The following is a 26,312-nucleotide window of genomic DNA, read 5'->3' as shown; positions in this document are numbered from 1 at the left end:
TAAAGAAAAAACCCGCTTGAGCTACTCAAACGGGTTCGTATATGATTTAATAAATACACATAACATTCTCACCTCGCCTGAGCGTAAGTATGAAAATGATGATGATGTAATTGATTACTTTGCATTCGTATTTCTATTCTGTTACAAATTTAAAGGAATAATATTTATTTGCGCAATTTATTCGCACCCTTTTTTAGTTGCGAAAAGGTGCATTTCATCGAAAAATTGTTACAATTGGTACTTTTTGCAACCACATAATTGTTCAACGAATATGTATTCTTTAATTTTAAGCGTAACTAACTGATAATCTATGCTATGAAACAATTCTTCCTTGGTTTTTTGCTCTTTTTGGCATGGTCTATTTTTGGGATATGGTTCTATTCCTGCAAAATCAAAGCCATATGCGACCGACCAGAACCGATTCCTGAACCGAAAGAGATCGCGGTCGTCCCAAAAGTTTCATTCGAGGATCGTTTACGCTTACGCAGCGGTGACGACTTTTCGTTGAGTGATCTTCGAAAAGTGATATTGGTAAAGGATTCCACCATCGTTCGCCTTAGAGACGCTGATAGCACCTTGCGATTGCGGATCTTCAACTACCTGAATAACAATCAAATGAAGGAACTTTCGCTGACCGGATATTATAGGAATGATGAAAACCCTCGATTTGGATTATTACGTGCCGAGAACTTTAAAGAGAAGTTGATTTCTTTTGGAGTTAATGGCGACAAGCTATATTCTTCTTCCGATACCCTAAGTTTCAGTTTTAATTCTTCAGGACTATTTAGTGGCGGCATCGGTATGAACTTCCAAGATATTCCTGAAGAACGATTGGCCAAGATCGAAGCTGGAATCGCCAACAAGATATTATATGCAGGTTTTGGGTCGAAGACCTTCAAACCGGACAATACTATCCAAGCATATGCAAAAGAGCTGAGAGCCTATCTGAATAAATATCCCGAAAAAATGGTGACGGTCACCGGACATACGGACAGTGTTGGTGAAGAAATCAACAATCATTGGTTTGGAATGCAGCGTGCCAAGAACGTTAGAGACTATTTAATATCACAAGGGATAGAAAGTGCCCGACTTAAAGCTGACTCTAAAGGTGAATTGTCGCCAATTGCTACCAACGCCACCAAAGAAGGAAGGTCCTTGAATAGACGAATAGAGATAACCATAAACTAACAACAACATCCCTGAACATGAGATTTTTAGCACTAGAACCTGTCGAAAACAAAGAATACATCGCTTTATTTGTCCTATGTCTCATTTGCTTCTTGATCGGCTGGCTTTTCAGCCGATGGTATTTTAAAAAGAAATACAAGAATGAGCTCGATGAATGCCACGCGGAAAAAGAAAGAATTAAAAGGCAAAAAGAGGATTTTATCCATACTGGGAACTCCCCGATCGTTGAAGCATCAAGCAGCAGCGAGGGAATTAGAGCGATAAAGACAAGAGAACGTAGCGGAGCCGTCGTGGAGAGTTCACAAACATCCATTGCCAAAACTGAGCCTGCCGATAAAAAGGGTGAGAATCTATTGAACTTTGACCGTTTTGGTCATGCAGACCCGTCGAAGAAGGACGATTTGAAAAGAATTGGTGGAGTCGGACCCTTTATTGAAAATAAACTGAACGACATTGGTATCTATACATTTGACCAGATAAGCAAGTTTGAAAAGGAAGATATTGAAATGGTTACGGAACTCATCAAATTTTTCCCAGGTAGAATTGAACGTGATGATTGGGTAGGGCAAGCCAAACGTTTAAAGATCGACAGCTAGCGTAAGATCGCTCCGATCGCTTCGTGAAATTGAGGAAGCTTGTTCATTTTATTGTGTTCCCCTCCATCGATACGAAAAAAGTGTTTGTTCTTTGCCTTCGATCGTTGATAGAGTGTTTTCCCCATTTCAAAGGGAACCAACGCATCTTCATTACCATGGATGATGTAGGTGTCCGCTGTGATCCCTTCTATATTCTCAATATTTTGAAATGGATACCTCAATAAGATATCGATAGGGAGAAAGCCATACCTTCGTTTTGCAACATCTTCTATTTCTGTGAATGTAGACTCGAGTATCAGCTTTTTTGGATCATTGTTTCGCGCTATATGACTCGCGAAGGCACCGCCCAACGATCGTCCCCACAAGACAATATCTGATTCGGGATAAAGGCTTTTACAATAATTATAAAAGAGTTGTCCATCCTCGAGCATCGCTTCGATCGTTCTTTCGCCAGTACTTTTACCGTATCCGCGATAATCCCATACGACCACATCATACTCATATTTCTCTAAGAGCTGTTCTCCCCAAGCACCCCATCTATCTAGTTCGCCCTTATTCCCATGAAAATATAGGATAACACCCTTGGGACTTTCTTTCGTAAAATGAATCCCATTTAAAACAGCATCATCACCGTTTTTTAGAAATAATTCTTTATAGCTGTTTGCAAACCCAAATCGGTATTCATTGGGAAGCGTATCGCTCATAAAAAGTAGTTTTTCTTGAAATATGGTCATCAACAAAGCAATGGACATGTAGAAAACACCAACAGGAAGAAAAAATTTCGTGATGACCTTTCTCAACATCTATGCTCTCTTTTTTCGTTTGAAATTTAGACTGGTCTTTTCTGGGTCGATCTCCTTAGGAAGCTTCGAATGCAAGATCTCTTCTAGGAAACGATGATATTGTGGAAAGGTATGCAGGTTGTTATGCCGCCCATCGATCACAGGATACAGTCTTGTCCACTTTGCATTGATCTTTGAAAGCTTTACACTCTTTTTGAAAGGAATAAGGCCATCACTCGTGCCATGAATGATCTTTATGGGGCACGCTACATACCTTATCCATTTGTAGGTTGGTATCGGATATCGCAATACCAATGACATCGGCATGAATGGCAAGTAACGTTTAGCGATACTCTTCATGCTATAATATGGTGCATCTAAGATAAGCATTCTCGGGTTGTTTGTAGATGCTAATTTTGTCGCAAACCCAGAACCGAGCGACCTTCCGTAGAGTATGATATGTCGCTCGTCCACTTGTTTCTTTAGTTCATCATACATGTATTGAAGGTCTTTTTTAATGCCTTCAACCGTCCTTCGACCCGTACTTTTACCATAACCTCTATAATCCACCATAAGGACATCAAACCCCAATCGGGTAAAGTCGATCGCAAATTTGCCCCAACCTTTTAGACTGCGTGAATTCCCCTTCAAATAAACGACAATACCCTTTGGTCTTCGAACCTTAAAATGCACGCCGTTGATGTTTACGCCATCATCAATTTCCACATTGTATTCATCATAGATCTGGTCCTTGTACTTGAATTCGAAATCCTTTGGAAGTTTTTCTGCCTTAAAAATAAGTCGCTCTTGCAAGAAGTAGAATACCACGTTCAGCAAAACATAGACAGACAATATAATTACGATAATAGAAAACCATTTAGCCATTTACATTCTTTTAGCGCTAGTGACATTATTCAAAAAAAATGGGGCTTGGGGAATACGTTCTTAACATTGGATCCTAAAGAAAGATACGCAAACCTCTAGAATAAAAAAAAATGACCGATGCCGTACAAAGCCGATGGCCTAAAACGAAGCGGCGGTCATTTTAAATTTTGAAGAATAAAATCGAGCGTCTTATTTTGGTTGTTATTTTCAACAAAGGCAGAAGTAAAATATGTGGAGGTCTTAGACAGTCCGAGTTTTTGGAGCTTTTTGATGGTCTCGGCATAGCTCAGCGTTGTCTTTCCAGTAAGTAACACCCCCAAATCTTTACCCGCATGAAAATAATCATATACTTTTTTAAGTCCAGTTAGATAGAGGTAGTCCTTGGTAAAGCCCCCTCCGCGATGCACTCTTAGCGTAATGGTAAAAGCGCTATCCCTATTTAATTTATATTGGTTGTGCAATAGGTCGAAGGTGTCTTTGAAGTCATAACCTTTTAACAGGCTATCTACTGCTATGACACGATACGCTAGCTCTTTAAGTCTTTTGAGAGTTAAAGCCCCACTCATATACTCGGCAAAGACCGCCAAGCCCTCTTGGGTCTCTACATTCTTTGGCAATCCGTTGGAGAAGATCTTCAAGGGTTGGTCGAGCCCGTTATAGGTCGTCACCAAATGGACTCCTATTTCGTGATTAGCCAAGGTCTTCAATTGATTCTCACTAAAGAGAACATTTTTTTTAAGCAATAAGGTCTGTGTACTATTGCTAACCATCGCTTCAGCTGCCAACTTTGTGCTCAATTTCACATTCAGGTCAAAATCGTATTGTTCGGCGAAGGCCTGAAAATATTCTTTTGCTTCTTCAGCAGTGAATGCAGGTATCATGTCGCTGCCCTCTTCTTCATCTTCGAAATGCAAAATGAACTTGGCATTTTCTACATTCCTTTCTTTCGGAGTGCCATAAGAACGTAGACTGTTGAAATAGAAATTGGTCCCTTTCCCGATGTTCTCAATGCATTGGATCATGCCAGAATAGAAATAAATGACATCTTGATACAGCTTTCGTATCTCATCATCTTCAATTCGTTCGAGACGTTGGGAATAGAATAATCGGTGTAATTTATAGGCGTCGAATTTCCGCTTGGGATAATGAAACTTTGGATTCTCGCTGTATTTATGGGCAAAGAATCGCCTTTTTTCAGCTTCGATATTTTGTGGATTCACAAAATTCAAAAGTTCTATACGCTGCACCAACCGACATAGATTGGCATCTATCTCAAAAACATCGGCATATTTCTCCACCACCTCTTGGGTCATCATTCTAGTGTTTTGGGAACGCTTTTATAAAACTTGCTGCATGAGCTGGTAATCGGTATTTCAATTCCTTTTCGATTGCCGCGACCACTTCTGGAAACATGATGTGTTTAAGCTCATCACAGTAAATTTTCTTCACTTCGGTAGCCAAAACTAAGGTATTTTTGAAATTCTGCGTGATGAATTTCAAAAAATATCCATTTCCTTGAAATGTATCATTTTCTTTGGCGTCCGAGTCGATACCATTCGGCAACCTCATCTCTGACAAACTTTTTATCCACGCTTCAACCATGTTTCCAAAGCGCACATTGTCGATATTTGCCGTGCCCAAGTTCCAAGTTGGTACATGACGATCCCATCGACGCCAGTTATAACTGTGCATATCGTAAACTACACAATGACCATGCATCTGTTCTAACTTGGATATTAACGCATACACCACTTTATAAAAATTAGCATGTTTGGATAAGCTTAGGTCGCGCTCTTTGACGGACAAAGGTTGATGCCACAGACGCTTACCCCACGCATCTTCGTATATGGCATTTTCTGGGGCGCGATTCAGGTCGTATTCGAAACGAGAGTCGCAACCTGCAATGACAATCGGATGTGATTGCACCATCTGCTTGGTGGCGGGATCTTCCTCGTACCACCGATCGTAGGCAGAGTGCATGCAATTATCCCACAACGATTCTCTAAACTGTGAGCCATCATGTACTGCGCCACAGGCATAATGCACGTAATCGGATATTTTTATAGTGAAAGAATAGTCGTCTGAGACCGCCTCGAAGGTTTCTTCAGCCGTGATCCTCGAAATGATATCTGCAACGGAAAGCTTAAGCATCTTCGACTGTCTTTCGTAAACGCGATCTTCGGTCGAATGCCTGAAGTTTATCGATCACCTTGCTCTCGATAAAATCGATCACCTTTGATTCTAATCGTGTCTTATAAACCTTGTTCATGTAGGTGATCCCACCAGGGCTCATCACATTAACCTCGACCAGTTTTCCTCCTATGACATCTATTCCTACAAAATACAGTCCATCATTGACCAGCTTGGGGCCAATCTGTTTGCAAAGTGCCTTCTCTGCCTTTGTAAGCTGATGCTTGGCAACACTTCCGCCAGCGGTAACGTTAGAGCGATGGTCTTCACTTCCAGGAATGCGTCGCATGGCGCCAATGGGTTCCCCATTTAAAAGTAAGATACGAACATCTCCTTGATCGGCACCCTCTATATACTCTTGAAGGATGACATAGTTTGAAGAACCATCGGCATTGGTAACATAGAAGTCAAGCAAGGATTTAATATTGGACATGGCCGACTTTTCGATGAGAATCACACCAGAGCCTCCAAAACCGTTAAGAGGTTTAAGGATCATCTTCTCTGATTTCGATTCTTTTATCTGCTTTACCAGATAGCTTTTGTTCTTCGAAACATGGGTTGCCGGTATAATGTTGCTATGAGAATCTCCAAAGGCTGCTGTATAGAGTTTATTGTTGGCTTCTCGCATGCCCTGCAACGAGTTGATAATGAAGACATCGTCCTTTACAGAATCCAGGAAGTTGAGCATTATTGGGTCTAAGGGCGGATTTGCCCTCATAAAGAGGACATCGAAACCTGCCAAGGGAAGCATCTCCTCTCGTAGTTGTGCCTTATTGTAAAAAGACTTAAGTGTGGCAGGAACTTTTTCCATTCTACCAACCACCTGACAAAAAGCATTCGTAACACTGTTTCGGATGGTTAGATTGGCCGGAGAACATAACGCAACACCATGCCCTCTTTTTGTACATTCTTTGATCAATGCGAGCGAGGTGTCATTTTCTGGGTCGATCTGCTCCCACGGATACATCAAAAAGCAAATATTCATTGTAAAGCGATTATCTGATTAGCTTGAAATAAAGTTAGTATAAAAAGTTAAATATGAGCAAGTTATTATTTCACCTCCTCGTAATGGTCATCCCAACGTTTCTCTTTCGGAACTCCGAGTTTTCCCAACGCTTTGGCCACCAACATCGAAACTGTGGCGTCACCGGTGACATTCACCACCGTTCTGCACATATCCAAAGGCCTGTCCACTGCAAAGATCAATGCAAGACCAATGGCGAGCTTGTCAGCAGGGAAACCTACGGCTTCCAATACAATGACCAGCATGACCATTCCCGCCCCAGGAACAGCAGCAGACCCTATCGATGCCAGCAGTGCTGTAAGAACGATGGTCAACTGATCTCCTAAACCCAGGTGATGGCCCAATGCTTGAGAGATAAATACCGCAGCAACCCCCTGGTATAAACTAGTTCCATCCATGTTTATGGTCGCTCCCACCGGTAACACAAAACTGGAAACTTCCTTGTCCACACCGATATGTTCTTCTACCCTTTCCATCGTAACTGGTAAGGTCGCAGCGCTAGAACTTGTCGAAAATGCCAACAATTGCGCAGGACTGATCTCCTTTAAGAACCAAAATGGATTCTTTTTGGTAAATATTGTAACGACGATCGAATAGAAAACGATCATCAAGAATAGACCGCCCACAACAACTAGGGCGTATTTAAGCAGCGCATAGAGTAGATCGGGGTCACCAGAACTTACAACGACATTTGCAAGAAGCGCAAAGACTGCGACTGGTGCAATCAGCATGATAAGATCCACCATCTTAAGAACTACATCGTTCAATGCATCGAAGAATTTTTTAAGGGGCTTGGCAGCCTCCTCCCCGATAAGTAGCATCGAAATCCCAAAGAAGATGGTAAAGAAGATCACTTGGAGCATCAATCCGTTTTCGGACATGGCATTTATGGCATTATCTGGCACCATATCTACCAAAAACTGCAAGGGTCCTCTTTCTTTTTGGGCCCCAGCTTCTGCTATTTTCGACTGTACCCCGCTATCTTGTGCATAGGTTTCTGTGAGCTTTGCCACTGTTTCCTCGGATATGCCATTTCCGGGTTGAAAGACATTGACCAACAATAATCCGATCGTGATTGCGATCACTGTAGTGACGATATAGGTGATGATCGTGCGGATTCCCATATCCTTGAACTTGGAAATATCTTTCAAATCGGAGATTCCTTTGATCAACGACGCCAAAATCAGTGGAATGGCAATAAGCTTCAGTAGTTTTACAAAGATAGTTCCGAATGGACTTATCCAGTCTACGACAAAATCCTGCCCTCCAGAAACGAAGGTCATTGTAAAACCAAATAGAATACCTAATAGCATCCCGATCAATATCTTCCAATGTAGTGCTAGTTTTTTCATTTAATACTTTTTCTTGTCATTCCTGCTCACCTGTCTGTTGGCAGACAGGGGCAGGAATCCAAATTAGTTATACTCCTATCTACTAGGCTTCGTTCAAAGTTTGATCGTTCTATTCAAAAGCACAAAATCTGCCAGTACCAAAGCAGCCATCGCCTCTACGATCGGCACTGCGCGCGGCACCACACATGGGTCGTGTCGCCCCTTTCCTTGTGTTTTCACTTTGTTTCCCTCCTTGTCGATCGTCTCATAGGCCTGAATCAAAGTTGCCACAGGTTTGAAGGCTATATTGAAATAGATGTCCATTCCATTACTTATACCTCCTTGAATGCCGCCACTAAAGTTGGTTTTGGTGCTTCCGTCTTGGTTGAATTGGTCGTTATGATCGCTTCCCTTCATCTCAGAGCCCGCAAAACCACTGCCATATTCAAAACCCTTAACGGCATTGATGCTTAACATGGCCTTGCCAAGTTCTGCGTGTAGTTTATCGAAGACAGGTTCACCCAAACCTACTGGTACATTTTGAATCACGCAAGTGATGATTCCACCGACGGTATCACCTTCTTTCCTGATCTGTTTGATATATTCTTCCATCTTTATGGCCATATCGGCATCAGCGGTGCGCACCGGATTCTTCTCGATCTGGTCAAAGTCCAACTCTTGATAAGGTTTATCGAGCTTCAGGTCGCCAACAGATGACACATATGCGGTGATGCTTACATCTTTAAGGAACTGCTTTGCAATCGCGCCAGCCACTACCCTACATGCGGTTTCGCGAGCAGAACTTCGTCCTCCTCCACGATAATCGCGAAACCCATACTTTTGGTCATAGACATAATCGGCATGACTTGGGCGATAAGAGTCTTTGATGTGTCCGTAATCCTTTGATTTTTGGTTGGTATTATGAATGGCAAAACCTATTGGTGTCCCAGTGGTCTTCCCTTCGAAAATACCCGAATAGAACTCGACCGAATCGGGCTCTTTACGTTGGGTAACGATTGCCGATTGTCCTGGTTTTCTGCGGTCCATCTCTCGCTGTATCGCTTCAAGGTCCAACGCTATACCCGACGGGCAACCATCGATGATTCCGCCAAGTGCTCTGCCATGCGACTCGCCAAATGTAGTAAGCTTAAAAAGGGTTCCGAAGGAATTTCCTGCCATGTGTTCGTTTTTGTGCAAACGAAAATAACCCTATTTGCCCAGAAACAAAAACAAAAGTTGGTAATACCAAGTTAACATTGGACCTGTCACTTGATATAGATTTAACGCACAACTCACAATATCATAAGAGCCTGCTAATCTTCAATTAACGATCGGTCCTTTAATTTGAATCCCAAATAGGACCCTCTTGAGAAAAAGAAGAATAGAAATCGCGGTGATCTCTGATGTGCACTTGGGCACCTATGGTTGTCATGCCGAAGAGTTGCTGGCCTACCTAAATAGCATAAGGCCTGACAAACTTATCTTGAATGGCGATATTATTGATATGTGGCAGTTTAAGAAGTGGTATTTTCCAAAATCTCATTTACAGGTCATCAAGAAGATCATCGACCTATCCACCAAAGGCACAGAGGTCTTTTATGTTACGGGAAATCACGACGAGATGCTGCGTCGCTTCAGCGATGTGACGTTAGGCAATATTCATGTGGTTGATAAGATGCTCTTCAATCTAGACGGAAAGAAGGCCTGGGTCTTTCATGGCGATGTTTTTGACGCTTCCATTCAGCATACCAAATGGGTGGCGAAGCTCGGTGGCTGGGGATATGATCTCCTCATTCTATGCAATAGGCTCGTCAATTGGTGTTTGTTGAAAATGGGAAGAGAGAAATATTCACTCTCAAAAAGAATAAAGAACAGTGTAAAGAAGGCGGTCAAATATATTTCCGATTTTGAAAGAGTGGTGGCCGACTTAGCCATAGAGCAAAAATATGGCTATGTCATTTGCGGACATATTCACCAACCAAAATTGGTCAATAAGGTAAACGGCAAGGGTTATTGTATGTATTTAAATTCTGGAGATTGGATAGAGAACCTTACGGCGCTCGAATATAAGAACAAACGCTGGAGGCTCTATAAATATAGCGAAGACCATCTCTCCCCTTTTTATGCAGATGAAGAATTGAAATCGATGAACTATAAGGATCTCTTGGCAGCAATAACCATTACCAAAAAACAGCCTTAATGCTCTCGACGCTCTAATTCTTTGTCGATCGCGTTTCTAGATGAATAAAGAATCGGAAGAAAAATAAGCAAACATAGAAAGGGAATCGCCAACGGGATATTGGCACCTTGCAATCCCGAATCTTTGAACAGAAGAAACAGAACTGCTGCATAAATGGCCATCAATGCATAGTAAACATAGATAAGACCAGTGTAAACATTTCTTTGATTCTTTAGTTTTTCCGTTGTGGCGGTGGTTATTTTATTCTCTTGCATTTAATATCGATCTATTCAATAAGTAGCGCTTCCTTCAAAATAGTTACTGGATGAAGCGCGAAGCGTCCAGTACCGTCTTTTATTTGATGTCTGCAACTTGTGCCATTGGCGGCAATGGTGACATCTTCAGGAGCTTTCCGAACCGCTGGAAATAATACTTGTTCTCCTACTTTCATGCTCACCTCATAATGTTCTTTTTCGTAACCAAAAGAACCTGCCATACCGCAGCATCCAGACGGTATGATTGTTACGCTGTAATTCTTTGGGAAATTTAACATGTTAAAGGTATCCACCTGATTTGCCAAAGCCTTTTGATGACAATGAGCATGTAGTTTGATCTGTTTCTCATTGGTTGTAAATTGCGACAATGCAATATTCCCAAGTTTGATCTCATTTGCAATAAATTCATCGATCATATAGGTGTGCTTGGCAATTTTCTCCGCGGTGGCCTTGTCATCTGCTAGGCGTAAATATTCATCTCTAAATGTTAAGATCGCAGAAGGTTCTAATCCTACCAGAGGAGTATCCTCGGAAATAAGCGATTTGAACCTAGACACATTCTTGTTGGCCACGCGTTTCGCCTGTTTTAGGAATCCTTTGGAAATTTGTGAACGGCCACTTTCCCAATGTTTTACTAATTGTACCTCATAACCGAGTCTGACCAATAATTCGATTGCATCAAGGCCGATCTCTGTATCGAGATATTTTGTGAACTCATCATTGAAAAAATAGATTTTCTTTACGATTTTTTTAATCTTAAACCCTTTATTTATTGAAGTTACGGCTTTTTTATTTAAAGTTTTACTTGAAGTTATTGGAATGTCTCTGAGAGGATGAATATTTAGCAAACTCTTTAATATACCATTCGTTATTTTATTATTAATGATGGGGTTGACAAGGCTATTGGTTCTTTTTGCAAGATGATTGAACTTGGCATTATTCGCAAAGATCTTATCACTAAAACTGGAGCCATGCGCTTTACGAAACTGATATAGAAACTCTGCTTTTAGCGTTGCCACATCTACATTGCTTGGACATTCGCTAGCACATGCCTTACAACTAAGGCAGAGATCAAATACTTCTTTCAGTTCTTTATGATCGAATATGTTTCTTTTTTCAGAAATCGTCAAAAATTCTCTGAGTGCATTGGCCCTTGCCCTTGTGCTATCTTTTTCGTTTCTCGTGGCATGATAACTTGGGCACATAGCCCCTCCTGCGGTGGGAAGCTTTCTGCAGTCTCCGCTGCCGTTACATTTTTCGGCAGCTTTTAAGATCCCTTCAGAATCGGAAAAGTCCAACAACGTATCGATGACCGGCTCCTCTCTATCAGTTTCGTAGCGAAAGTTGGCATCCATAGGTCCAGCATCAACTATCTTTCCGGGATTAAAAATATTGTTTGGGTCAAAAGCTTCTTTAATTTGTTTTAAGAGCTGGTAATTCTTTTCCCCGATCATCATTGGAATAAACGCTGCTCTAACAATTCCGTCGCCATGCTCTCCGCTAAGACTACCATTATATTTCTTGACCAATTGTGCCACGTCCGACGTAATTCGCCTAAAAAGCCCAACATCCTCAGCTTTTTTTAGATTGAGAATGGGCCTTAAATGGATCTCACCAGCGCCAGCATGCGCATAATAGACAGCCTTCTGGTCATAAGTACTCATCAGCTTGGTAAATTCTGCGATATATTCAGCAAGGTCTGGTAGCGCAACGGCCGTATCCTCAATACAGGCGACCGCTTTTCTATCACCAACGATATTGCCAAGTAGTCCCAATCCAGCCTTTCGCAATTCGAGTGCCATCGCTATTTCATCTCCTTTTAAAATGGGGAAGGCATAGGAAAGCCCTGTCAGTTCTAGGGTGGCAATAAGCTGCGCTGCTTTCTGAAGTGCCTCAACAGAAGTATCAGCACAGACTTCAAGCATAAGTATTGCGGCCGGATCTCCCTGGATGAAAAATCGATTTTTTAATTGATTGAGATTATTCTTTGTACAGTCTAAAATTACCTTGTCCATCATTTCGCAAGTATAGAGGTCGTGCTGCATTACTGGCTCGACGGCTTTCATGCAATTTTCTATACTGTCAAAGTGTGCCGCCACCATCACCGACTGCGATGGCGGTAAACGATCCAGCTGCAAGACAATTTCTGTAGTGAATGCAAGCGTACCCTCACTTCCCGCTAGCAGTTTACACATATTAAAACTAGCGCCATCTGTTTCGAATGGTCGCATCTTAATAAGTTCATCGATGGCATATCCAGTGTTTCTCCTATGGATGCGTGGATCTGGGAATCGATGCTTTATTTCCTTGCGAACAGCCGTAGGTGAAAGTATGGTTTCGATCGTTCTGTAAATTGTTCCCTCTAAGTCATGTTCCTCGGCCTTCTTTTTGAAGGTTTTTTCAGAAATACTTTCAAAAACGGCTGTACTGCCATCCGAGAGGATGGTTCTTAATTGAATGACCTTATCACGAGTAACCCCATATTTTATTGAGGTAGTCCCAGAGGAGTTATTGCCCACCATTCCTCCTATCATGCATCGATTAGAAGTTGAAGTGTTAGGGCCGAAAAACAGTCCGAACGGTTTTAGGTAATCGTTCAGTTCATCTCTTATAACTCCTGGCTGCACCCTAACTTTGCCTGATTTCTCATCGAGCGCTAAGATCTTGGTGAAATATTTGGAAACATCAACCACTATACCATCGCCCACGCATTGTCCTGCGAGGGAGGTTCCCGCAGTCCGGGGAATTAAGGAGGTTTGATGCTTTCTGGCAAAATCGACTAGAATTACAATATCATTCTCATCCTTGGGATAGGCAACAGCCAAAGGCAACTTTCTATAGACCGAAGCATCCGTTGCATAAATAGCCTTCGATAAACTGTCGGTAAGAAGTTCTCCTCTGAGCGTTTCCGCGAGTCGTTTCAAAACTTTTTTTTCCAAGAATGCGAGTATTGACCTGTGACACACAAAAATACTACAACGCTCGAATTATTATGGCTTCACACGAATAATTAATTGTAGGAGTGCGGCAAATAAAACATGTCATCGATAGCCCCTTTCTATAATTCGAAGCTCTAACTCGAATAAGAACATTTCTATAATAGTTCATATTTTTAGCAAAAAAGCCACAATGCTTTTGATAAAATATCGTTATTTACACATCGAACAATAACTATATAACATATGAAGAAGCACATTTTATTTCTAGGTATTTTCTTTTCTGCTGTAGCCATGATGCAAGCGCAAAATATTGCGAAAAATGCGCTTGGGCTTAGATTAGGCGACAACGATGGTTTTGGTGCCGAAATTTCGTATCAGCGAGGACTTGGCGATGATAACCGACTGGAGTTCGATCTAGGCTGGAGAGATGGCAATAATTTTGACGCTTTCAAATTAGCAGCGCTTTATCAATGGGTATGGCGTATTGATGGCGGATTCAACTGGTATGCGGGCGCTGGTGGTGGTATAGGTAATGTTGATTTTGAAAGTCCCGTTCCCGGTATCGATGGCGGAAGTGAGACCTTTATCTTTGCCGCTGGTGACATCGGTATCGAGTATAATTTTGAGATTCCATTGCTTATCTCGCTCGATTTTAGGCCAGAGATCATTTTTAATGACGCCTTTGATGACGATGTAGATTTTGATATTGCACTTGGACTTCGCTATCAGTTCTAGGCATTAAAATAATAACGAATATTTAAGTCCTGCCCAATGCGGGACTTTTCTTTTTGCCTAAATTTTAACTTCCATTTAAAGGGCGAATGGTTACATTTGTGCAAAATCATTTTAGAGACCTATGAAGAAAATTTGTTTTTTACTATCTGCAATGCTTATGCTGGCCGCGGCCTGCGAAAAAGCCCCTAAGGGATATGAGGTAAATGTGGATATCAATGTTGAAGACGGTAAATTGGTATTGTTGAAAAAACTGGAAAATGGCCGGTCATTTATCACAATAGATTCGGCGACAGTAGCGAATGGAAAATTCAGTTTCACTGGCGATATAGAGATTCCAGAAATGCATATGATGTTTATTGATGGCGTTAGGGGAAGTCTTCCCGTGATTTTGGAAAAGGGCAGAATCGCAATCGTAGCAGACAAGGATAGTTTACAATATGCGCAGCGTTCTGGCTCTAAGTCAAATGATGAGTATACGGAGTTCATGAACAATATTAAGCCACTGATCACGGACATTTATAGTACGCAAAAGGAATTGATAGAAGCCAGCAGAAACAATGACATGGAAAAGGCAGAGGCCTTGAAGAAAGAATTCAGTGAGAAACAAACTGCGATCCAAGACTATCAATTGAATTTTATAAAAGAACATCCAGATGCATACTTTTCTGCCGTTATTCTGCAGCAAGTGATGGCGAGTAAGCAAAAATCTAAGGAGGAGATCAGAGAAATGTATGAGATGCTTTCAGACGACGTGAAAAAGGTGAAGATCGCACAGAATATTGAAGAAGAGATCAATAAGGTGGATCCTTTGGCAATCGGGAGCCCTGCACCAGATTTTACCGGGAAGACCCCCGAAGGAGATGAACTTGCCTTGAACGATATGAAGGGAAAGGTTACTGTGATCGACTTTTGGGCTTCGTGGTGCAAGCCTTGTCGAGTAGAAAATCCAAACGTGGTTAAAATGTACAATAAACTACACGATAAGGGATTGAATATTGTAGGCGTTTCTTTAGACAAGGATGGCGAAAAGTGGAAGGAAGCGATACAAGCTGATGGCCTTACCTGGAGTCACGTTTCAAATCTGATGTTTTGGAATGACCCAATTGCCAAGCAATATCAGGTGACATCCATACCACATACCGTGATCCTCGACCAAAATGGTACGATCGTGGCAAAAAACCTTAGGGGACAAGCGTTAGAGGCCAAAGTGGAAGAGTTACTTTCAAACTAGAAGGATTGTTCAAAAAATAAATCGTGTGCGGCGGCTCCCTCTGAGGGGCCGTTGTTATTTGATTCATTGTCAGCATGCTAATAATGGACATTTATAAACTTGAATTATTTGTTTGGCCGAAAGCAAAACAATAATATATTTGCATCCGCTTCTGATAAGGAAATTTACCGAATTTGAAGTATTTGGGGAGATACTCAAGCGGCCAACGAGGACAGACTGTAAATCTGTTGGTTTTTACCTTCGCAGGTTCGAATCCTGCTCTCCCCACAAATAAGCACAAAGTCCGCAACCTTGGTTGCGGACTTTTTTAGTTTTCAAAGAATGGTGAAACTCGTTTCTTAAATTCGTAGGAAACGAAAAAAGCACAGCGCGAAGGCGGTGTGGACTTTGTATTTTCAGAACGTCGGGAAAAGGAGATGCAATCCTGCTCTCCCCACGAATAAGCACAAGGTCCGCAACCAAGGTTGCGGACTTTTTTAGTTTTCAAAGAATGGTGAAACTCGTCTCTTAAATTCGTAGGAAACGAAAAAAGCACAGCGCGAAGGCGATGTGGACTTTGTATTTTCAGAACGTCGGGAAAGGGAGATACCATCCTGCTCTCCCCACACAAAATTTCTGAGGAGCTACAATCAAAAGCTTGCTTTTGTAAAGTAGCGATAAAGAAATTTTATGTTCGGGGCCACCCGAACAGGAGGCGCGAGCGAAGGTGAGCGAATCCAAAAAGGTCCGGGGCCACCCGAACAGGAAGCGCTATGCTGAGGATTTGGCGAGGTAAGTCGAAAAAATATGCTACGCCAAAAGTCGGCATTTGTCACCCTCTGCTCTACCAAAAATGCCGTTTTCTATCTGAGCTTTCCTGCCTTCTCCAAAATGAATAAAACAATGATAGGCACTGCTAATAGACCAACCACAAGTGGTTCTGAGGTAATGAGACTAGGTTTGAATATCAAAGTGGTCACATATCCTCCGATGGCTCCTCCAAAATGTGCTGTATGCCCAATGTTGTCAAATCTACCTTTGATGCCCACGATGGTATAGACAAGATATCCAATTCCAAAAACCCATCCAGGGATAAAACCATAGATACGCATCTCTGGAAATAACAAAATTGCAGCATAGATAATTCCCATTACAGCCCCGCTCGCGCCTACGGCGCTATAATGATACTCATCCTTATGAAAGCCCAGAGCCAACAAGCTCCCAAATAGCAGACTCACCATATAGACGATTAGAAACCGTCCTTGCCCAAAATCGTAGATAACGATATCCGCAAAGAAATAGAGTGTAAGCATATTGAAGAGGAGGTGCCGTGAATCGACATGCAAGAAGCCGGAAGTGAGCATTCGTATCTGCTCTCCTCGCTTGATAGGTCCAATCTGAAACTTGTATTTCTCAAAGAATGAAAAGTCATTAAAACCCTTCATAGACACCAACACATTTGCGATAATAATAGCGATGGTGATTGCACTTAAATTCATCATAAAAAAATGGCTTCAGCATCAAATATAATTATATTTGCCAAAACTCGCTTCATGCAATTAGTAGCTTATATCTTAGTTTACCCGCTGATCTGGGTGGTCTCTATATTACCTTTTAGAATCTTCTATTTTGTCTCGGATTGTATCTTTTTTCTGTTGTATTATGTCATTGGATATCGCAAAAAAGTAGTGAGGAATAATATCCAAATTGCATTTCCAGAAAAGTCTGAAAATGAAATCATCGCCATTGAAAAGAAATTTTATCATCACATGGTAGATCTGTTCATGGAAATGATGAAATCGCTAAGCATGTCAAAGAAGCAGATGACAAAGCGATTTACATACACGAATCTGGAAGTATTGCATCATTATGGAAAAAAGAAACAAAATGTAAGTCTGGTCTGTGGCCATTATGCAAGCTGGGAATGGATGATGTCATTGGGTTATTTTATCGAGCACAAAGGATATGGTATCTATATGCCCATAGCCAATAAATACTTTGATCGGTTAGTGCGTAAAATTCGCATGAAACATGAAGCCTACTTGATTCCGGTGAAGGAAGCTTCTAAAACAGTCGTAAAACATCATAAGGACGGAGAACTGAGCATGTACGGCTTTGCGATGGACCAATCGCCGATGCCACATAGGGCCAAATATTGGCGTAAGTTCTTCGGGGTGACCGTTCCTGTATTTGTAGGTGCTGAAGAGTTGGCAAAAGCTTGTGACCATGCGGTCATATTTCTAGATATCCAAAAGGTGAAGCGCGGTTACTATCAGACTACTTTTAAGGTGATCACGGATACCCCAAACGAGTATGAAAACTATCAAATAACCGATACTTTCACCGAAATGTTGGAGGAACAAATCCGTAAAGCTCCTGAGTATTATCTATGGACACATAGGAGATGGAAGCATCGTGATAAAGTTCCTACGGAAGTCTTAGAAACTCAAACGGCACACTAATCCAGGTAAGCTGGCTTTAACATCTGTCTGTCGAAAAGCGGTTGTACCGTAACTTTGATCTTTTTATACGCTTTGATCTGATCGCTCCCGATCAACGCTTCCATTTGCTGCGTTTCTTCATCGCTCAACGATTGTAACAGCGCTATTTTCTTATCGCGCTTATAATCGCTCTCTTCGATATATCGACGTTTGACTAGAAATTGCGCCACTGTTTTCTCAAATTTAGTTCTTAATTCACCATCTAAGATCAAGCCACTGGCGTAAACATCTGTTATTGCCTGTGCTCTATCGATGAGATTCATAGACTGGAGCGAACTCTGAAGTTCTTGGGCTATGAGGCTAGAGGTAAATAGGCAGAATAGTAATAGTATCTTTTTCATAATGCAGCTTTTTCCTAAAGATACAAAGCCAAGCGCCTACCGCCTAAAATTAAATATTAAATTATTTATAAAATTAATGAAGTGTCAGTTATGCATAAGAAATACTTATAAGTGTCATAAATACTCTAAATGCCTGCGATCGCCTTGATCTCTTCAATGAAACGATGTGCCAGTTCATCCGCTTCTTGCTGACTAGAGGCTTCTGTGTATATCCTGATTATAGGTTCGGTATTTGATTTTCGCAGATGTACCCAATTGTCGGCAAAGTCGATCTTTACACCATCGATGGTCTTTACATCTTCCGAAGCGTACTTCTCTGCGATCAGCCCCAGAATTCTATCAACATCCAAATGTGGTGTAAGTTCGATCTTCTGCTTACTCATGAAATAACTTGGATAGCTTTTGCGAAGCTCACTTACCGAAATACCCATCTCGGCCAGATGCGACAAGAACAATGCGACTCCGACAAGGGAGTCTCTTCCATAGTGAAGTTCTGGATATATGATACCGCCATTCCCTTCTCCCCCAATGACCGCATTGTTATCCTTCATCAACTGCACCACATTCACTTCGCCAACTGCTGAGGCCTCATAGTTGCCTCCGTGCTTTTCAGTGACGTCTCGCAATGCACGTGAGGAAGATAGATTGCTAACCGTATTCCCTTTTGTTTTGCCCAAAACATAATCGGCTACCGCTACCAGGGTATACTCTTCACCGAACATCTCCCCTTTCTCGTCGATGAACGCCAAACGATCCACATCTGGATCCACTACGATCCCAAGGTCTGCCTTTTCCTTTTTAACCAGCTCGCAAATATCAGTAAGATGCTCTTTAAGAGGCTCCGGGTTGTGTGGGAAATCTCCATTTGGAGTGCAGTACAATTCTACCGTATAAACGTCCAATGCCTCCAAAAGCCTGGGGATAGCGATACCTCCTGTAGAATTGACCCCATCGACCACTATCTTAAATTTGGCATCTTTGATCTTCGCAGATGCTACAAGATCGAGACTTAGGACCTCTTCGATATGAAGATCGATATATGCATTGTTAGTTCTCACATTACCAAGATCATCTACCTGCGCAAAGTTGAAATCATCACTGTCTGCGATCTCTAAGATGCGCTTTCCATCGGCGCCGCTCAAAAACTCCCCCTTGCTATTTAGTAGTTTCAAAGCGTTCCATTGCTTTGGATTATGACTCGCCGTTAAAATGATGCCACCATCAGCATGTTCCATTGGGACCGCGACTTCGACCGTCGGTGTTGTGGACAATCCCAGATCTACGACATCGATTCCTAGGCCGATCAATGTATTGACGACCAGATCCTGGATCATTTCTCCAGAAATTCGAGCATCACGGCCGATGACGACGGTAAGCTGTTCTTTCTTTCGATCATTCTTAAGCCATGTTCCGTAAGCAGCCGCAAATTTAACGGCATCAATAGGAGTGAGATTATTTCCAACCGTTCCTCCAATGGTACCACGTATTCCAGATATCGATTTTATAAGTGTCATAAACGCTGTGATTTTTGGCAAATATACAATTCCGAAATAGGATTTCTTTATTATGAATTCGTAAATTTAGCTGATGAATTTTCTCGCACATATCTATCTTTCTGGAAACGACCGCGACGTTATTCTTGGAAATTTTATCGCTGATAGCATTCGAGGAAAGAAGTATCAAAAATATCCCAAAGACATTCAACGAGGTATCTTGCTGCATCGAGCGATCGACACTTTTACCGATGCGCACCCTACCGTAAGACAAAGCACAAAACGTTTGCATAAAAACTACAGCCATTATAGCGGAGTCATCGTGGATATCTTCTACGATCATTTTTTAGCCAAGAATTGGCTTGATTATAGCGATATTCCTTTGGAAGATTTTACGAATGACTTTTATGACCTGCTCGAAGACAAATTTGATATTTTGCCTGTCAATATCAAACGGTTTATGCCATATATGATCTCGGACAATTGGCTATTGAGCTATGCTCAGGTCGAAGGTATCGCTCGCGTGTTGAACGGGATGAACCGCAGGACCAAAAATCGTTCAAGGATGAACTTTGCAGTGATCGAATTGGAGGAATTCTATGTGGAATTCGAAAGTGAGTTCAGGTCGTTCTTTAGTGAATTGATAACCTATTCTAAAGATAAATTAAAAAGCTTATGAATACGCATTTCATCAAGTTTAGCTTTCAATCAAGGATAAGAATTGTGGTCATATTGACGCTCCTTAGCTGTTTTGTCTCCTGCAAGAAAAAACCAGTAGGACGTATTACGGATAATGCGATGGTGGTCTCCGCCAGAATTGAGGCCTCCAAGATAGGTTCTGATATCCTGAAGCAAGGTGGTAATGCGTTTGATGCAATGATCGCGACACAGTTTGCGCTGGCTGTCGCCTATCCCTATGCGGGAAACATCAGCGGTGGGGGTTTTATGGTCTATAGGGACAAGGATGGCAATGTTGGTGGACTGGATTTCAGAGAAAAAGCCCCGCTCACAGCCACACACGATATGTATTTGGATTCCTTGGGCAATTTTATACCTGGTAAAAGTACCGAAGGAGCCACCGCGGTAGGAGTGCCTGGTAGCGTATCTGGGGTCTTTGCAGTACATCAAAAGTTTGGTAGCCTTCCCATGGAAACTCTTATACAACCAGCTATCGATCTTGCCAAACAAGGTCTTATCGTGACAGAGAAGCAAGAAGAACGCATAAAAAAGTATCAAGAGAAGATCATAGAGATCAGTGGCAAACAAACGCTCTTTGCCAATGATTTTAAAAGAGGTGATACGATCAAATATCATGCACTGGCCCGTACATTGCAGGCAATCAAAGAAAATGGACAGGATGGTTTTTACAAAGGAGAAACCGCAGAAACTTTGGTTCGATTCTTACAAGAATGCGGTGGAATCATCACTTTGGAAGATCTCGCAAAGTACCAATCGGTATGGCGGGAGCCAGTTATCTTTCAATATGACGAACTCAAGGTAATATCGATGGCTCCACCTAGTAGCGGAGGCATCACCTTGGCACAGATCATGAAGATGATCGAGCCTTATGATCTGCGAAAAATGAATCATAACAGCGTAGAAAGTATCCATGTTATCACTGAGGCCGAGCGCCGCGCCTATGCCGATCGCAATTACTTTCTTGGCGACCCTGATTTTGCCGACATTCCTTCTGAAACTCTACTGGATAGTTTATATCTATTGGATCGGATGGATTCCTTTAGCTTAGAAAAGGCGACATCTTCCGAATCGATTTCGCATGGAAAGATTGAAATCGTAGAAAGTATGGAGACCACGCACTTTTCTATTGTTGACAGCTTAGGCAACGCTGTTTCTGTGACCACGACGCTTAACGGCGCTTATGGCAGTAAACTGTATTGTGATGAGCTAGGTTTTTTCTTGAACAACGAAATGGACGATTTCAGCGCAAAACCAGGGGTACCAAACATGTTTGGGCTTGTCGGCGCGGAAGCGAATGCCATTGCCCCAGAAAAGCGCATGCTGAGTTCGATGACTCCTACCATAGTGGAGAAGGATGGCGAACTTTGGATGGTCGTAGGCACTCCCGGTGGAAGTACTATTATCACTTCGGTGTTGCAAACTATTTTAAATGTACATGAATATGACATGGGAATGCAAGAGGCGGTGAACCGGCCACGTTTTCACCATCAGCATCTGCCCGATGAGATCAGAATGGAACCTGGGGTATTTCCAGAACGCGTGGTTAAGAAACTAAAAGAGAAAGGACATACCATCAATGAAGAGAGAACGCCGGTCATTGGAAAGGTCAATGCCATTCTGGTTTTACCCGATGGCAGATTGGAAGCCGGTGCTGATCCTCGGGGAGATGAGGCGGCCGTTGGATACTGACAACGTCTCAATTAGGAATTAGACTTAGGAATGATGATTGTTAGATATGAACTTTGAGTACCATTTAGCGCATTGTTTACAGGAACACTCTAATGCGACGGACGCTAAAGCCATGAAAGCCTATCTAAAAGGCAAGTTTGAATTTTACGGCATCAAGACGCCAAAACGTAGAGAACTGCTTAAGGAAGTGCTTAAAAGCCATGTTGACGAAGTGCAACAGCAACTAGACAGTGTCGTTTATGACCTTTATTCACAAAATTATCGAGAATTGCATATGTGCGGAATGGAACTCTATTATAAGTTCAAGAACAAAAAATATATGCTTGGGGATATCGCAATGATCAAGTACCTGATCACCACTCATTCTTGGTGGGATACGGTAGACTATATCGCGAAGTGGATATTAGGTGGTTATCTACTGAAATTCCCAGAAGAAAAGAGAACGGTTATAGACACCTTCTCCAGTGCCCATGATATGTGGCTTAACCGATCGGCCATTTTGTTTCAATTGGGTTATAAAGCCAAAACTGATTCAGAGGAACTTTTCAAACAATGCAAAAAACATGCGGATTCTGATGAGTTCTTCATCAAAAAGGCGATCGGATGGGCCTTACGAGAATTTGGCAAGACGGATCCAGAAGCGGTCTTGGCTTTTGTAAATTCAACTACTTTAAAACCTCTGAGTCGTAAAGAGGCCATTCGAAATATCATCAAATGAAAAAGTTCTTTATTCTACTAATTTTATTCTGCGCTTGTAAAAAACAAGCCCCTACCCTTGTACATTCGACCGTAGACACATACACCAAGGATATCATTGACCCAAAGGGGAAAACAATAGAGGAACGTTTCAGTACTCCCGATGGTTTCTTGAGGACAACGGAAGCGGAGGATTCGTTTGCACATTACTTACGTAGACTTCCCTTGAAACCACACGGTAGCGAGGTGAAATATTTTGACGGAAGCATTAAATCCAACCGCAACGTCTATTGCGGAGTCATCGATATGGAGATTGGCAGTAGGGATCTTCAGCAGTGTGCAGATGCGGTAATGCGCTTACGTGGCGAATACCTATATGAACTAAAGAAATATGATCAGATCCATTTCAATTTTGTTAGTGATGCCAAGCCAAGATATTATTTGGACTATGCTAAGGAAAACCGTAGTTATAAAAAGTTCAGAAAATATATGAATTACATATTTGCCTATGCCAATACTGCTTCTCTATTGAATGAAATGAAGGGCGTTGAACTATCGGATATGGAGATCGGTGATGTATTCATCCAAAAAGGCAGGCCGTTTGGCCATGCCGTTATCGTGGTCGATATGGCAGTCGACCCATTAAACGGGACAAAATTATACATGCTGGCTCAGAGTTATATGCCGGCTCAGGAGACCCAAATATTGGTGAATCGCAATAATCGCGATAAAAGTCCTTGGTATGAGTTAAAGGAAGGCACTATCTTTACACCAGAATGGACCTTTGAGCCTTCGGACTTAAGGAGATTTAAAAACTAATCACCACATCCAAATGAAATCATTCTTCAAGATCATCAAACGTATCTTCCTCTTTGTGCTGCTGATGCTGATAGTATTGGCTATCGTATTGTTCAGCTATCACGAACCGCTTCCCAAAGCAACGTCTGGATCTGAAGCGGATGCGTTGGCCGAGAAAATGTTGGAGGCGGTGAAGCATGACGCCTACAAAGCCACCAACTATATAGAATGGACATTTAAGGACATGCATCATTACAAATGGGTAAAGAACAGTGGCAAGGTCGAAGTCTATTGGGACGATCATGTTGTTAGCCTCGATCTAAATGATCATTCAAAGAGTGAGGCTTTCACCGATGAGACCAAGGTCATTGGTAATATGAAAACCGAATTGACAGATAAGGCGTTGGCCTATTTTAACAATGACTCGTTCTGGCTCGTAGCACCGCACAAGGTTTTTGATACTGGGACGAAACGTGGCATTGTCACCTTGGAAGACGGTTCCAAAGGGTTATTGGTGACCTATACCTCAGGAGGAACTACTCCGGGTGATTCCTATTTATGGATATTGAACGAGAATGGATTGCCAAAGAGTTATAAGATGTGGGTGAAGATCATTCCGGTCGGAGGTCTAGAAGCCACTTGGGAAGGTTGGAAACAGACAAGAAGCGGAACCCTTTTGCCCACAAAACACAAAATACTGTTTTTAAATCTAGACATGGGTGAAGTGATGGGTATGTGATCACTTTTCTTGTATGGGCACCCAAAAATTGATGGTCGTCCCTCTATTATTGCCCGAGGACACCTTGAGTTCGCCCTTTAATTGCTTGATCCGTGCCTGAATTTGACCAAGCCCGATCCCTCCTCTATTCTCTAAAATCGAAGTGTCGAAACCTTTCCCATTATCATGCACGGTGACGAATAACTTATCGTTAAGCATGGTCAAGTTGATCATGGCTTTGGTGGCTTCACTATGTTTAATGATGTTGTTCATCATCTCCTCGATCATATTGTACACTTTTACTTCAAAACTTTCTTCGAAACGCGGAATGGCGGTCTTATTGTCAAAAGTGAATTCAAGTCTGGAGTTGGAATATTTCTCGCAGATATCGGTCAATGCAGACTCTAGGCCAAACTTCATCAATACCGAGGAGATAAGACGGTGCGAAAGGTCGCGGATCTTGCCCGAAGCTTCACTGATGATCCCTTGCGCCTTTTGAAGTTCTTCGGGGTTATCGGAAAGTTTTTGTTTCACTACCTGCATATGTAAATTGGCAGAGGATAACAAGGAGCTCACGCTGTCATGCAGGGTCTGTGCGATGGCCTTTCGTTCGTTCTCTCGTCCATCGAGCGTGGCATTGATCACCTTAAGTTGATTTTCGGATTGCAAAGAAGCCAATTCCTGTTGTCGATCGAGGGCTTGTTGGGTAAGTTTCAGTTTGAAATTCTGTCGTTCTGAGATTGCACTTCTAGATAAGAAATAAAGTGCCGCGATGACCGCCATCAACACAATGCTCAAGACCGTGGTCCAACGCTGAAATTGAGCTTTCTTATTGGCTTGCTCGGCGATCTGCAGTGCTGCTTCTTTTTCGGTGCGTTCTACATTAAAACGGGCCTCGATCTCATTCAATTGTTTTTTCTGTTCCAGTTCTCTGGCATCAAAGTAGTAATCAAAACTCTCTTCAGAATATTTATAGGCGTTTTTGAAATCTCCCAGTTTTTCATATACATAGGACAGGTTCAAGGTGGTCGTATAAATGTTGTTCGTCCTAGCCGTACTGTCCATCTCTATGCTCTTATAAGCTTTGAGGTTTTGAAGGTAGATCTCCTCGGCCTTTTTGTAATTTCCTTCCGATATATAAATAACGCCCAAATTGGACTTGGCCGCTAACAGCCCTGAACGATCTCCCGACTTTGTACATATGTCGATCGCCTTCTTGGAATGTTCCTTTGCCTTATCGAAATCATTAGAATATGAGTAAAGACCGGATAAAATACTATGTGCCCTACCTTTTAAGGAATCGATGCCTTTGAAGTTCTTAAAATCCTTTACGATCTTATTAAAATGATATTTAGAAACATTGAGCAAACGGTCTTGGACGGTATCTGGGAGGGATTCATCGTTATAATAGTCTGCAGTATAGCAGTTGCCCATCAACATCTGCAGTCTAGCCATGCCCAAGGTATCCCTGGCTCTTCTTCTCAATTGATAGGCTTCCTTAAAATATTTCAATGCATTTGCGGTCTCATTGTTCAAGCGGAAATACTCGCCGATCTCCTCGGCAATTCTAACTTGACTATCGCTATCGCTATTTTTTTTGTAGAGATCGTATTGTTTTAGTGCTGCTTCCAACAACACCGTAGGTGATTCCTTTTTAAGCACAATTTTCCGCTGTGCTATCGAGTCTTGCAAAACCAGAGGGTAATAAGATGAAAAAATGCTGTCCGAAGCTACAAGCTCGAACAGCATTAGGTATATGGTTACTAGTGTAAAGATCTTAGCCATCAATGATCACTTTTGGCTTCCTGGGTCCCATTCGGCCACTTTGCTCTACTTGTTGAAAAGCTACAATAACTTGGTTTTGTCCATTAGGAAAGTATTGCTTGCTGTATCGGATCTCTCCTTTTCCTTGTGACAAGGTAACGATATTTTCGTCACCATCTTTGGAATAAGCTACTGCCGTTCCAGAAGTCACTTCGAATGTAAGCCAATACTGTCCACTTGAATTTTGTTTCAAGTCGTAATCTACTAGTCTACTCATAT

At 42.0% G+C, this 26,312-nt stretch carries 25 protein-coding genes and 1 tRNA gene; 12 read left to right on the top strand and 14 right to left on the bottom strand.

Features of this window, described 5'->3' with window-relative positions; translation table 11 throughout:
• The first annotated feature begins 315 nt into the window (after positions 1–315).
• Both ACFQ1M_RS07120 and ACFQ1M_RS07115 read left to right on the top strand, forming a co-directional pair.
• Positions 316–1,188, top strand: coding sequence for an OmpA family protein (locus tag ACFQ1M_RS07120; RefSeq protein WP_386406005.1), 873 nt, complete (start codon positions 316–318; stop codon positions 1,186–1,188).
• A gap of 17 nt (positions 1,189–1,205) precedes the next feature.
• A complete protein-coding gene (locus tag ACFQ1M_RS07115) occupies positions 1,206–1,784 on the top strand; it encodes a hypothetical protein (RefSeq protein ID WP_386406002.1) in 579 nt (192 codons plus the stop codon).
• On the opposite strand, the gene ACFQ1M_RS07110 is transcribed toward ACFQ1M_RS07115, so the two are convergent.
• From ACFQ1M_RS07110 to aroC, 7 genes are all read right to left on the bottom strand, one after another.
• The gene (locus ACFQ1M_RS07110) at positions 1,781–2,587 is read right to left on the bottom strand and encodes an alpha/beta hydrolase (RefSeq protein WP_386405999.1); all 807 of its coding nucleotides are present in this window, start codon (positions 2,585–2,587) and stop codon (positions 1,781–1,783) included. The two genes, ACFQ1M_RS07115 and ACFQ1M_RS07110, sit on opposite strands and share 4 nt — an antisense overlap.
• Positions 2,588–3,451 (bottom strand): alpha/beta hydrolase, encoded by an 864-nt coding sequence (locus ACFQ1M_RS07105; RefSeq protein ID WP_386405996.1) that lies wholly within the window; start codon positions 3,449–3,451, stop codon positions 2,588–2,590. It lies immediately after the preceding gene.
• Between the two features lie 155 nt (positions 3,452–3,606).
• Positions 3,607–4,767, bottom strand: coding sequence for a flavohemoglobin expression-modulating QEGLA motif protein (locus ACFQ1M_RS07100; RefSeq protein ID WP_386405993.1), 1,161 nt, complete (start codon positions 4,765–4,767; stop codon positions 3,607–3,609).
• Position 4,768: 1 nt separating this feature from the next.
• Positions 4,769–5,602 (bottom strand): N-formylglutamate amidohydrolase, encoded by an 834-nt coding sequence (locus ACFQ1M_RS07095; protein ID WP_386405990.1) that lies wholly within the window; start codon positions 5,600–5,602, stop codon positions 4,769–4,771.
• A complete protein-coding gene (gshB, locus tag ACFQ1M_RS07090; protein ID WP_386405987.1) occupies positions 5,595–6,626 on the bottom strand; it encodes a glutathione synthase in 1,032 nt (343 codons plus the stop codon). Before gshB ends, ACFQ1M_RS07095 begins: the two co-directional genes overlap by 8 nt.
• A gap of 65 nt (positions 6,627–6,691) precedes the next feature.
• Complete coding sequence (locus ACFQ1M_RS07085) at positions 6,692–8,017, bottom strand: dicarboxylate/amino acid:cation symporter (RefSeq protein WP_386405984.1); 1,326 nt, start codon at positions 8,015–8,017, stop codon at positions 6,692–6,694.
• Between the two features lie 93 nt (positions 8,018–8,110).
• Positions 8,111–9,175, bottom strand: a complete 1,065-nt coding sequence (aroC, locus tag ACFQ1M_RS07080; protein WP_386405981.1) for a chorismate synthase — start codon at positions 9,173–9,175, stop codon at positions 8,111–8,113.
• 187 nt (positions 9,176–9,362) lie between these two features.
• Between aroC and ACFQ1M_RS07075 the strand changes: the two genes are divergently transcribed.
• A complete protein-coding gene (locus ACFQ1M_RS07075; RefSeq protein ID WP_386405978.1) occupies positions 9,363–10,196 on the top strand; it encodes a UDP-2,3-diacylglucosamine diphosphatase in 834 nt (277 codons plus the stop codon).
• Here the strand turns inward: ACFQ1M_RS07075 and ACFQ1M_RS07070 are convergent.
• Both ACFQ1M_RS07070 and ACFQ1M_RS07065 read right to left on the bottom strand, forming a co-directional pair.
• Positions 10,193–10,450 carry a hypothetical protein gene (locus tag ACFQ1M_RS07070; RefSeq protein ID WP_386405975.1) on the bottom strand — a complete coding sequence of 86 codons (258 nt, stop codon included), beginning with the start codon at positions 10,448–10,450 and terminating at the stop codon, positions 10,193–10,195. The genes ACFQ1M_RS07075 and ACFQ1M_RS07070 overlap by 4 nt on opposite strands.
• Positions 10,451–10,461: 11 nt before the next feature.
• On the bottom strand, positions 10,462–13,389 hold the full coding sequence (locus ACFQ1M_RS07065; protein WP_386405972.1) for an FAD-binding and (Fe-S)-binding domain-containing protein: 2,928 nt from the start codon (positions 13,387–13,389) through the stop codon (positions 10,462–10,464).
• 243 nt (positions 13,390–13,632) lie between these two features.
• Between ACFQ1M_RS07065 and ACFQ1M_RS07060 the strand changes: the two genes are divergently transcribed.
• The 3 genes from ACFQ1M_RS07060 to ACFQ1M_RS07050 all read left to right on the top strand — a co-directional run bounded on the left by ACFQ1M_RS07060 (position 13,633) and on the right by ACFQ1M_RS07050 (position 15,622).
• Positions 13,633–14,124, top strand: coding sequence for a hypothetical protein (locus tag ACFQ1M_RS07060; RefSeq protein ID WP_386405969.1), 492 nt, complete (start codon positions 13,633–13,635; stop codon positions 14,122–14,124).
• 121 nt (positions 14,125–14,245) lie between these two features.
• Positions 14,246–15,355: a redoxin domain-containing protein gene (locus ACFQ1M_RS07055; protein WP_386405966.1), complete on the top strand. Its 1,110-nt coding sequence runs from the start codon at positions 14,246–14,248 to the stop codon at positions 15,353–15,355.
• Between the two features lie 184 nt (positions 15,356–15,539).
• Positions 15,540–15,622 (top strand) — tRNA-Tyr (locus ACFQ1M_RS07050).
• Between the two features lie 575 nt (positions 15,623–16,197).
• Here ACFQ1M_RS07050 and ACFQ1M_RS07045 read toward each other — a convergent pair.
• Complete coding sequence (locus tag ACFQ1M_RS07045; protein WP_386405963.1) at positions 16,198–16,836, bottom strand: rhomboid family intramembrane serine protease; 639 nt, start codon at positions 16,834–16,836, stop codon at positions 16,198–16,200.
• Between the two features lie 51 nt (positions 16,837–16,887).
• On the opposite strand from ACFQ1M_RS07045, the gene ACFQ1M_RS07040 reads away from it, so the two are divergent.
• The gene (locus ACFQ1M_RS07040; RefSeq protein ID WP_386405960.1) at positions 16,888–17,796 is read left to right on the top strand and encodes a lysophospholipid acyltransferase family protein; all 909 of its coding nucleotides are present in this window, start codon (positions 16,888–16,890) and stop codon (positions 17,794–17,796) included.
• Here the strand turns inward: ACFQ1M_RS07040 and ACFQ1M_RS07035 are convergent.
• Together ACFQ1M_RS07035 and glmM are read right to left on the bottom strand one after the other, a co-directional pair.
• Positions 17,793–18,176, bottom strand: a complete 384-nt coding sequence (locus ACFQ1M_RS07035) for a hypothetical protein (RefSeq protein ID WP_386405957.1) — start codon at positions 18,174–18,176, stop codon at positions 17,793–17,795. The two genes, ACFQ1M_RS07040 and ACFQ1M_RS07035, sit on opposite strands and share 4 nt — an antisense overlap.
• A 125-nt stretch (positions 18,177–18,301) precedes the next feature.
• Positions 18,302–19,690, bottom strand: a complete 1,389-nt coding sequence (glmM, locus tag ACFQ1M_RS07030; RefSeq protein WP_386405954.1) for a phosphoglucosamine mutase — start codon at positions 19,688–19,690, stop codon at positions 18,302–18,304.
• 73 nt (positions 19,691–19,763) lie between these two features.
• Here glmM and ACFQ1M_RS07025 point away from each other — a divergent pair, with 73 nt between their 5' ends.
• From ACFQ1M_RS07025 to ACFQ1M_RS07005, 5 genes are read left to right on the top strand one after another with little or no spacing between them, the layout of a single operon-like run.
• Positions 19,764–20,348, top strand: coding sequence for an acyl carrier protein phosphodiesterase (locus ACFQ1M_RS07025; RefSeq protein ID WP_386405951.1), 585 nt, complete (start codon positions 19,764–19,766; stop codon positions 20,346–20,348).
• Positions 20,345–22,057, top strand: coding sequence for a gamma-glutamyltransferase (gene ggt / locus ACFQ1M_RS07020; RefSeq protein WP_386405948.1), 1,713 nt, complete (start codon positions 20,345–20,347; stop codon positions 22,055–22,057). The genes ACFQ1M_RS07025 and ggt overlap by 4 nt, the downstream gene beginning before the upstream one ends.
• Positions 22,058–22,103: 46 nt before the next feature.
• Positions 22,104–22,775 (top strand): DNA alkylation repair protein, encoded by a 672-nt coding sequence (locus ACFQ1M_RS07015; protein WP_386405945.1) that lies wholly within the window; start codon positions 22,104–22,106, stop codon positions 22,773–22,775.
• Positions 22,772–23,572 carry a DUF4846 domain-containing protein gene (locus ACFQ1M_RS07010; RefSeq protein WP_386405942.1) on the top strand — a complete coding sequence of 267 codons (801 nt, stop codon included), beginning with the start codon at positions 22,772–22,774 and terminating at the stop codon, positions 23,570–23,572. Before ACFQ1M_RS07015 ends, ACFQ1M_RS07010 begins: the two co-directional genes overlap by 4 nt.
• A gap of 13 nt (positions 23,573–23,585) precedes the next feature.
• Positions 23,586–24,290 carry a hypothetical protein gene (locus tag ACFQ1M_RS07005; RefSeq protein ID WP_386405940.1) on the top strand — a complete coding sequence of 235 codons (705 nt, stop codon included), beginning with the start codon at positions 23,586–23,588 and terminating at the stop codon, positions 24,288–24,290.
• Here ACFQ1M_RS07005 and ACFQ1M_RS07000 read toward each other — a convergent pair whose 3' ends face one another.
• On the bottom strand, positions 24,291–26,054 hold the full coding sequence (locus tag ACFQ1M_RS07000) for a tetratricopeptide repeat-containing sensor histidine kinase (protein WP_386405938.1): 1,764 nt from the start codon (positions 26,052–26,054) through the stop codon (positions 24,291–24,293).
• On the bottom strand, positions 26,047–26,310 hold the full coding sequence (locus tag ACFQ1M_RS06995) for a hypothetical protein (protein WP_386405935.1): 264 nt from the start codon (positions 26,308–26,310) through the stop codon (positions 26,047–26,049). Before ACFQ1M_RS06995 ends, ACFQ1M_RS07000 begins: the two co-directional genes overlap by 8 nt.
• Positions 26,311–26,312: the final 2 nt, after the last annotated feature.

Origin of the sequence: Sungkyunkwania multivorans, from assembly GCF_042675645.1 — a bacterium.
GTDB lineage: Bacteria > Bacteroidota > Bacteroidia > Flavobacteriales > Flavobacteriaceae > Sungkyunkwania > Sungkyunkwania multivorans.
The sequence above is the reverse complement of the archived record's forward strand: the minus strand, read 5'-3'. Positions and strand labels throughout refer to the sequence as shown.

Bases quoted from the DNA above. Each gene is read 5' to 3' on its own strand.
- ACFQ1M_RS07000 (WP_386405938.1), bottom strand. From the start codon at position 26,054: ATGGCTAAGATCTTTACACTAGTAACCATATACCTAATGCTGTTCGAG.
- ACFQ1M_RS07095 (WP_386405990.1), bottom strand. From the start codon at position 5,602: ATGCTTAAGCTTTCCGTTGCAGATATCATTTCGAGGATCACGGCTGAA.
- ggt (WP_386405948.1), top strand. From the start codon at position 20,345: ATGAATACGCATTTCATCAAGTTTAGCTTTCAATCAAGGATAAGAATT.
- ACFQ1M_RS06995 (WP_386405935.1), bottom strand. From the start codon at position 26,310: ATGAGTAGACTAGTAGATTACGACTTGAAACAAAATTCAAGTGGACAG.
- glmM (WP_386405954.1), bottom strand. From the start codon at position 19,690: ATGACACTTATAAAATCGATATCTGGAATACGTGGTACCATTGGAGGA.
- ACFQ1M_RS07010 (WP_386405942.1), top strand. From the start codon at position 22,772: ATGAAAAAGTTCTTTATTCTACTAATTTTATTCTGCGCTTGTAAAAAA.
- ACFQ1M_RS07070 (WP_386405975.1), bottom strand. From the start codon at position 10,450: ATGCAAGAGAATAAAATAACCACCGCCACAACGGAAAAACTAAAGAAT.
- ACFQ1M_RS07105 (WP_386405996.1), bottom strand. From the start codon at position 3,451: ATGGCTAAATGGTTTTCTATTATCGTAATTATATTGTCTGTCTATGTT.
- ACFQ1M_RS07085 (WP_386405984.1), bottom strand. From the start codon at position 8,017: ATGAAAAAACTAGCACTACATTGGAAGATATTGATCGGGATGCTATTA.
- ACFQ1M_RS07045 (WP_386405963.1), bottom strand. From the start codon at position 16,836: ATGATGAATTTAAGTGCAATCACCATCGCTATTATTATCGCAAATGTG.
- ACFQ1M_RS07060 (WP_386405969.1), top strand. From the start codon at position 13,633: ATGAAGAAGCACATTTTATTTCTAGGTATTTTCTTTTCTGCTGTAGCC.
- ACFQ1M_RS07100 (WP_386405993.1), bottom strand. From the start codon at position 4,767: ATGATGACCCAAGAGGTGGTGGAGAAATATGCCGATGTTTTTGAGATA.
- ACFQ1M_RS07015 (WP_386405945.1), top strand. From the start codon at position 22,104: ATGAACTTTGAGTACCATTTAGCGCATTGTTTACAGGAACACTCTAAT.
- ACFQ1M_RS07120 (WP_386406005.1), top strand. From the start codon at position 316: ATGAAACAATTCTTCCTTGGTTTTTTGCTCTTTTTGGCATGGTCTATT.
- ACFQ1M_RS07110 (WP_386405999.1), bottom strand. From the start codon at position 2,587: ATGTTGAGAAAGGTCATCACGAAATTTTTTCTTCCTGTTGGTGTTTTC.
- ACFQ1M_RS07025 (WP_386405951.1), top strand. From the start codon at position 19,764: ATGAATTTTCTCGCACATATCTATCTTTCTGGAAACGACCGCGACGTT.
- ACFQ1M_RS07035 (WP_386405957.1), bottom strand. From the start codon at position 18,176: ATGAAAAAGATACTATTACTATTCTGCCTATTTACCTCTAGCCTCATA.
- gshB (WP_386405987.1), bottom strand. From the start codon at position 6,626: ATGAATATTTGCTTTTTGATGTATCCGTGGGAGCAGATCGACCCAGAA.
- ACFQ1M_RS07040 (WP_386405960.1), top strand. From the start codon at position 16,888: ATGCAATTAGTAGCTTATATCTTAGTTTACCCGCTGATCTGGGTGGTC.
- ACFQ1M_RS07115 (WP_386406002.1), top strand. From the start codon at position 1,206: ATGAGATTTTTAGCACTAGAACCTGTCGAAAACAAAGAATACATCGCT.
- ACFQ1M_RS07055 (WP_386405966.1), top strand. From the start codon at position 14,246: ATGAAGAAAATTTGTTTTTTACTATCTGCAATGCTTATGCTGGCCGCG.
- aroC (WP_386405981.1), bottom strand. From the start codon at position 9,175: ATGGCAGGAAATTCCTTCGGAACCCTTTTTAAGCTTACTACATTTGGC.
- ACFQ1M_RS07005 (WP_386405940.1), top strand. From the start codon at position 23,586: ATGAAATCATTCTTCAAGATCATCAAACGTATCTTCCTCTTTGTGCTG.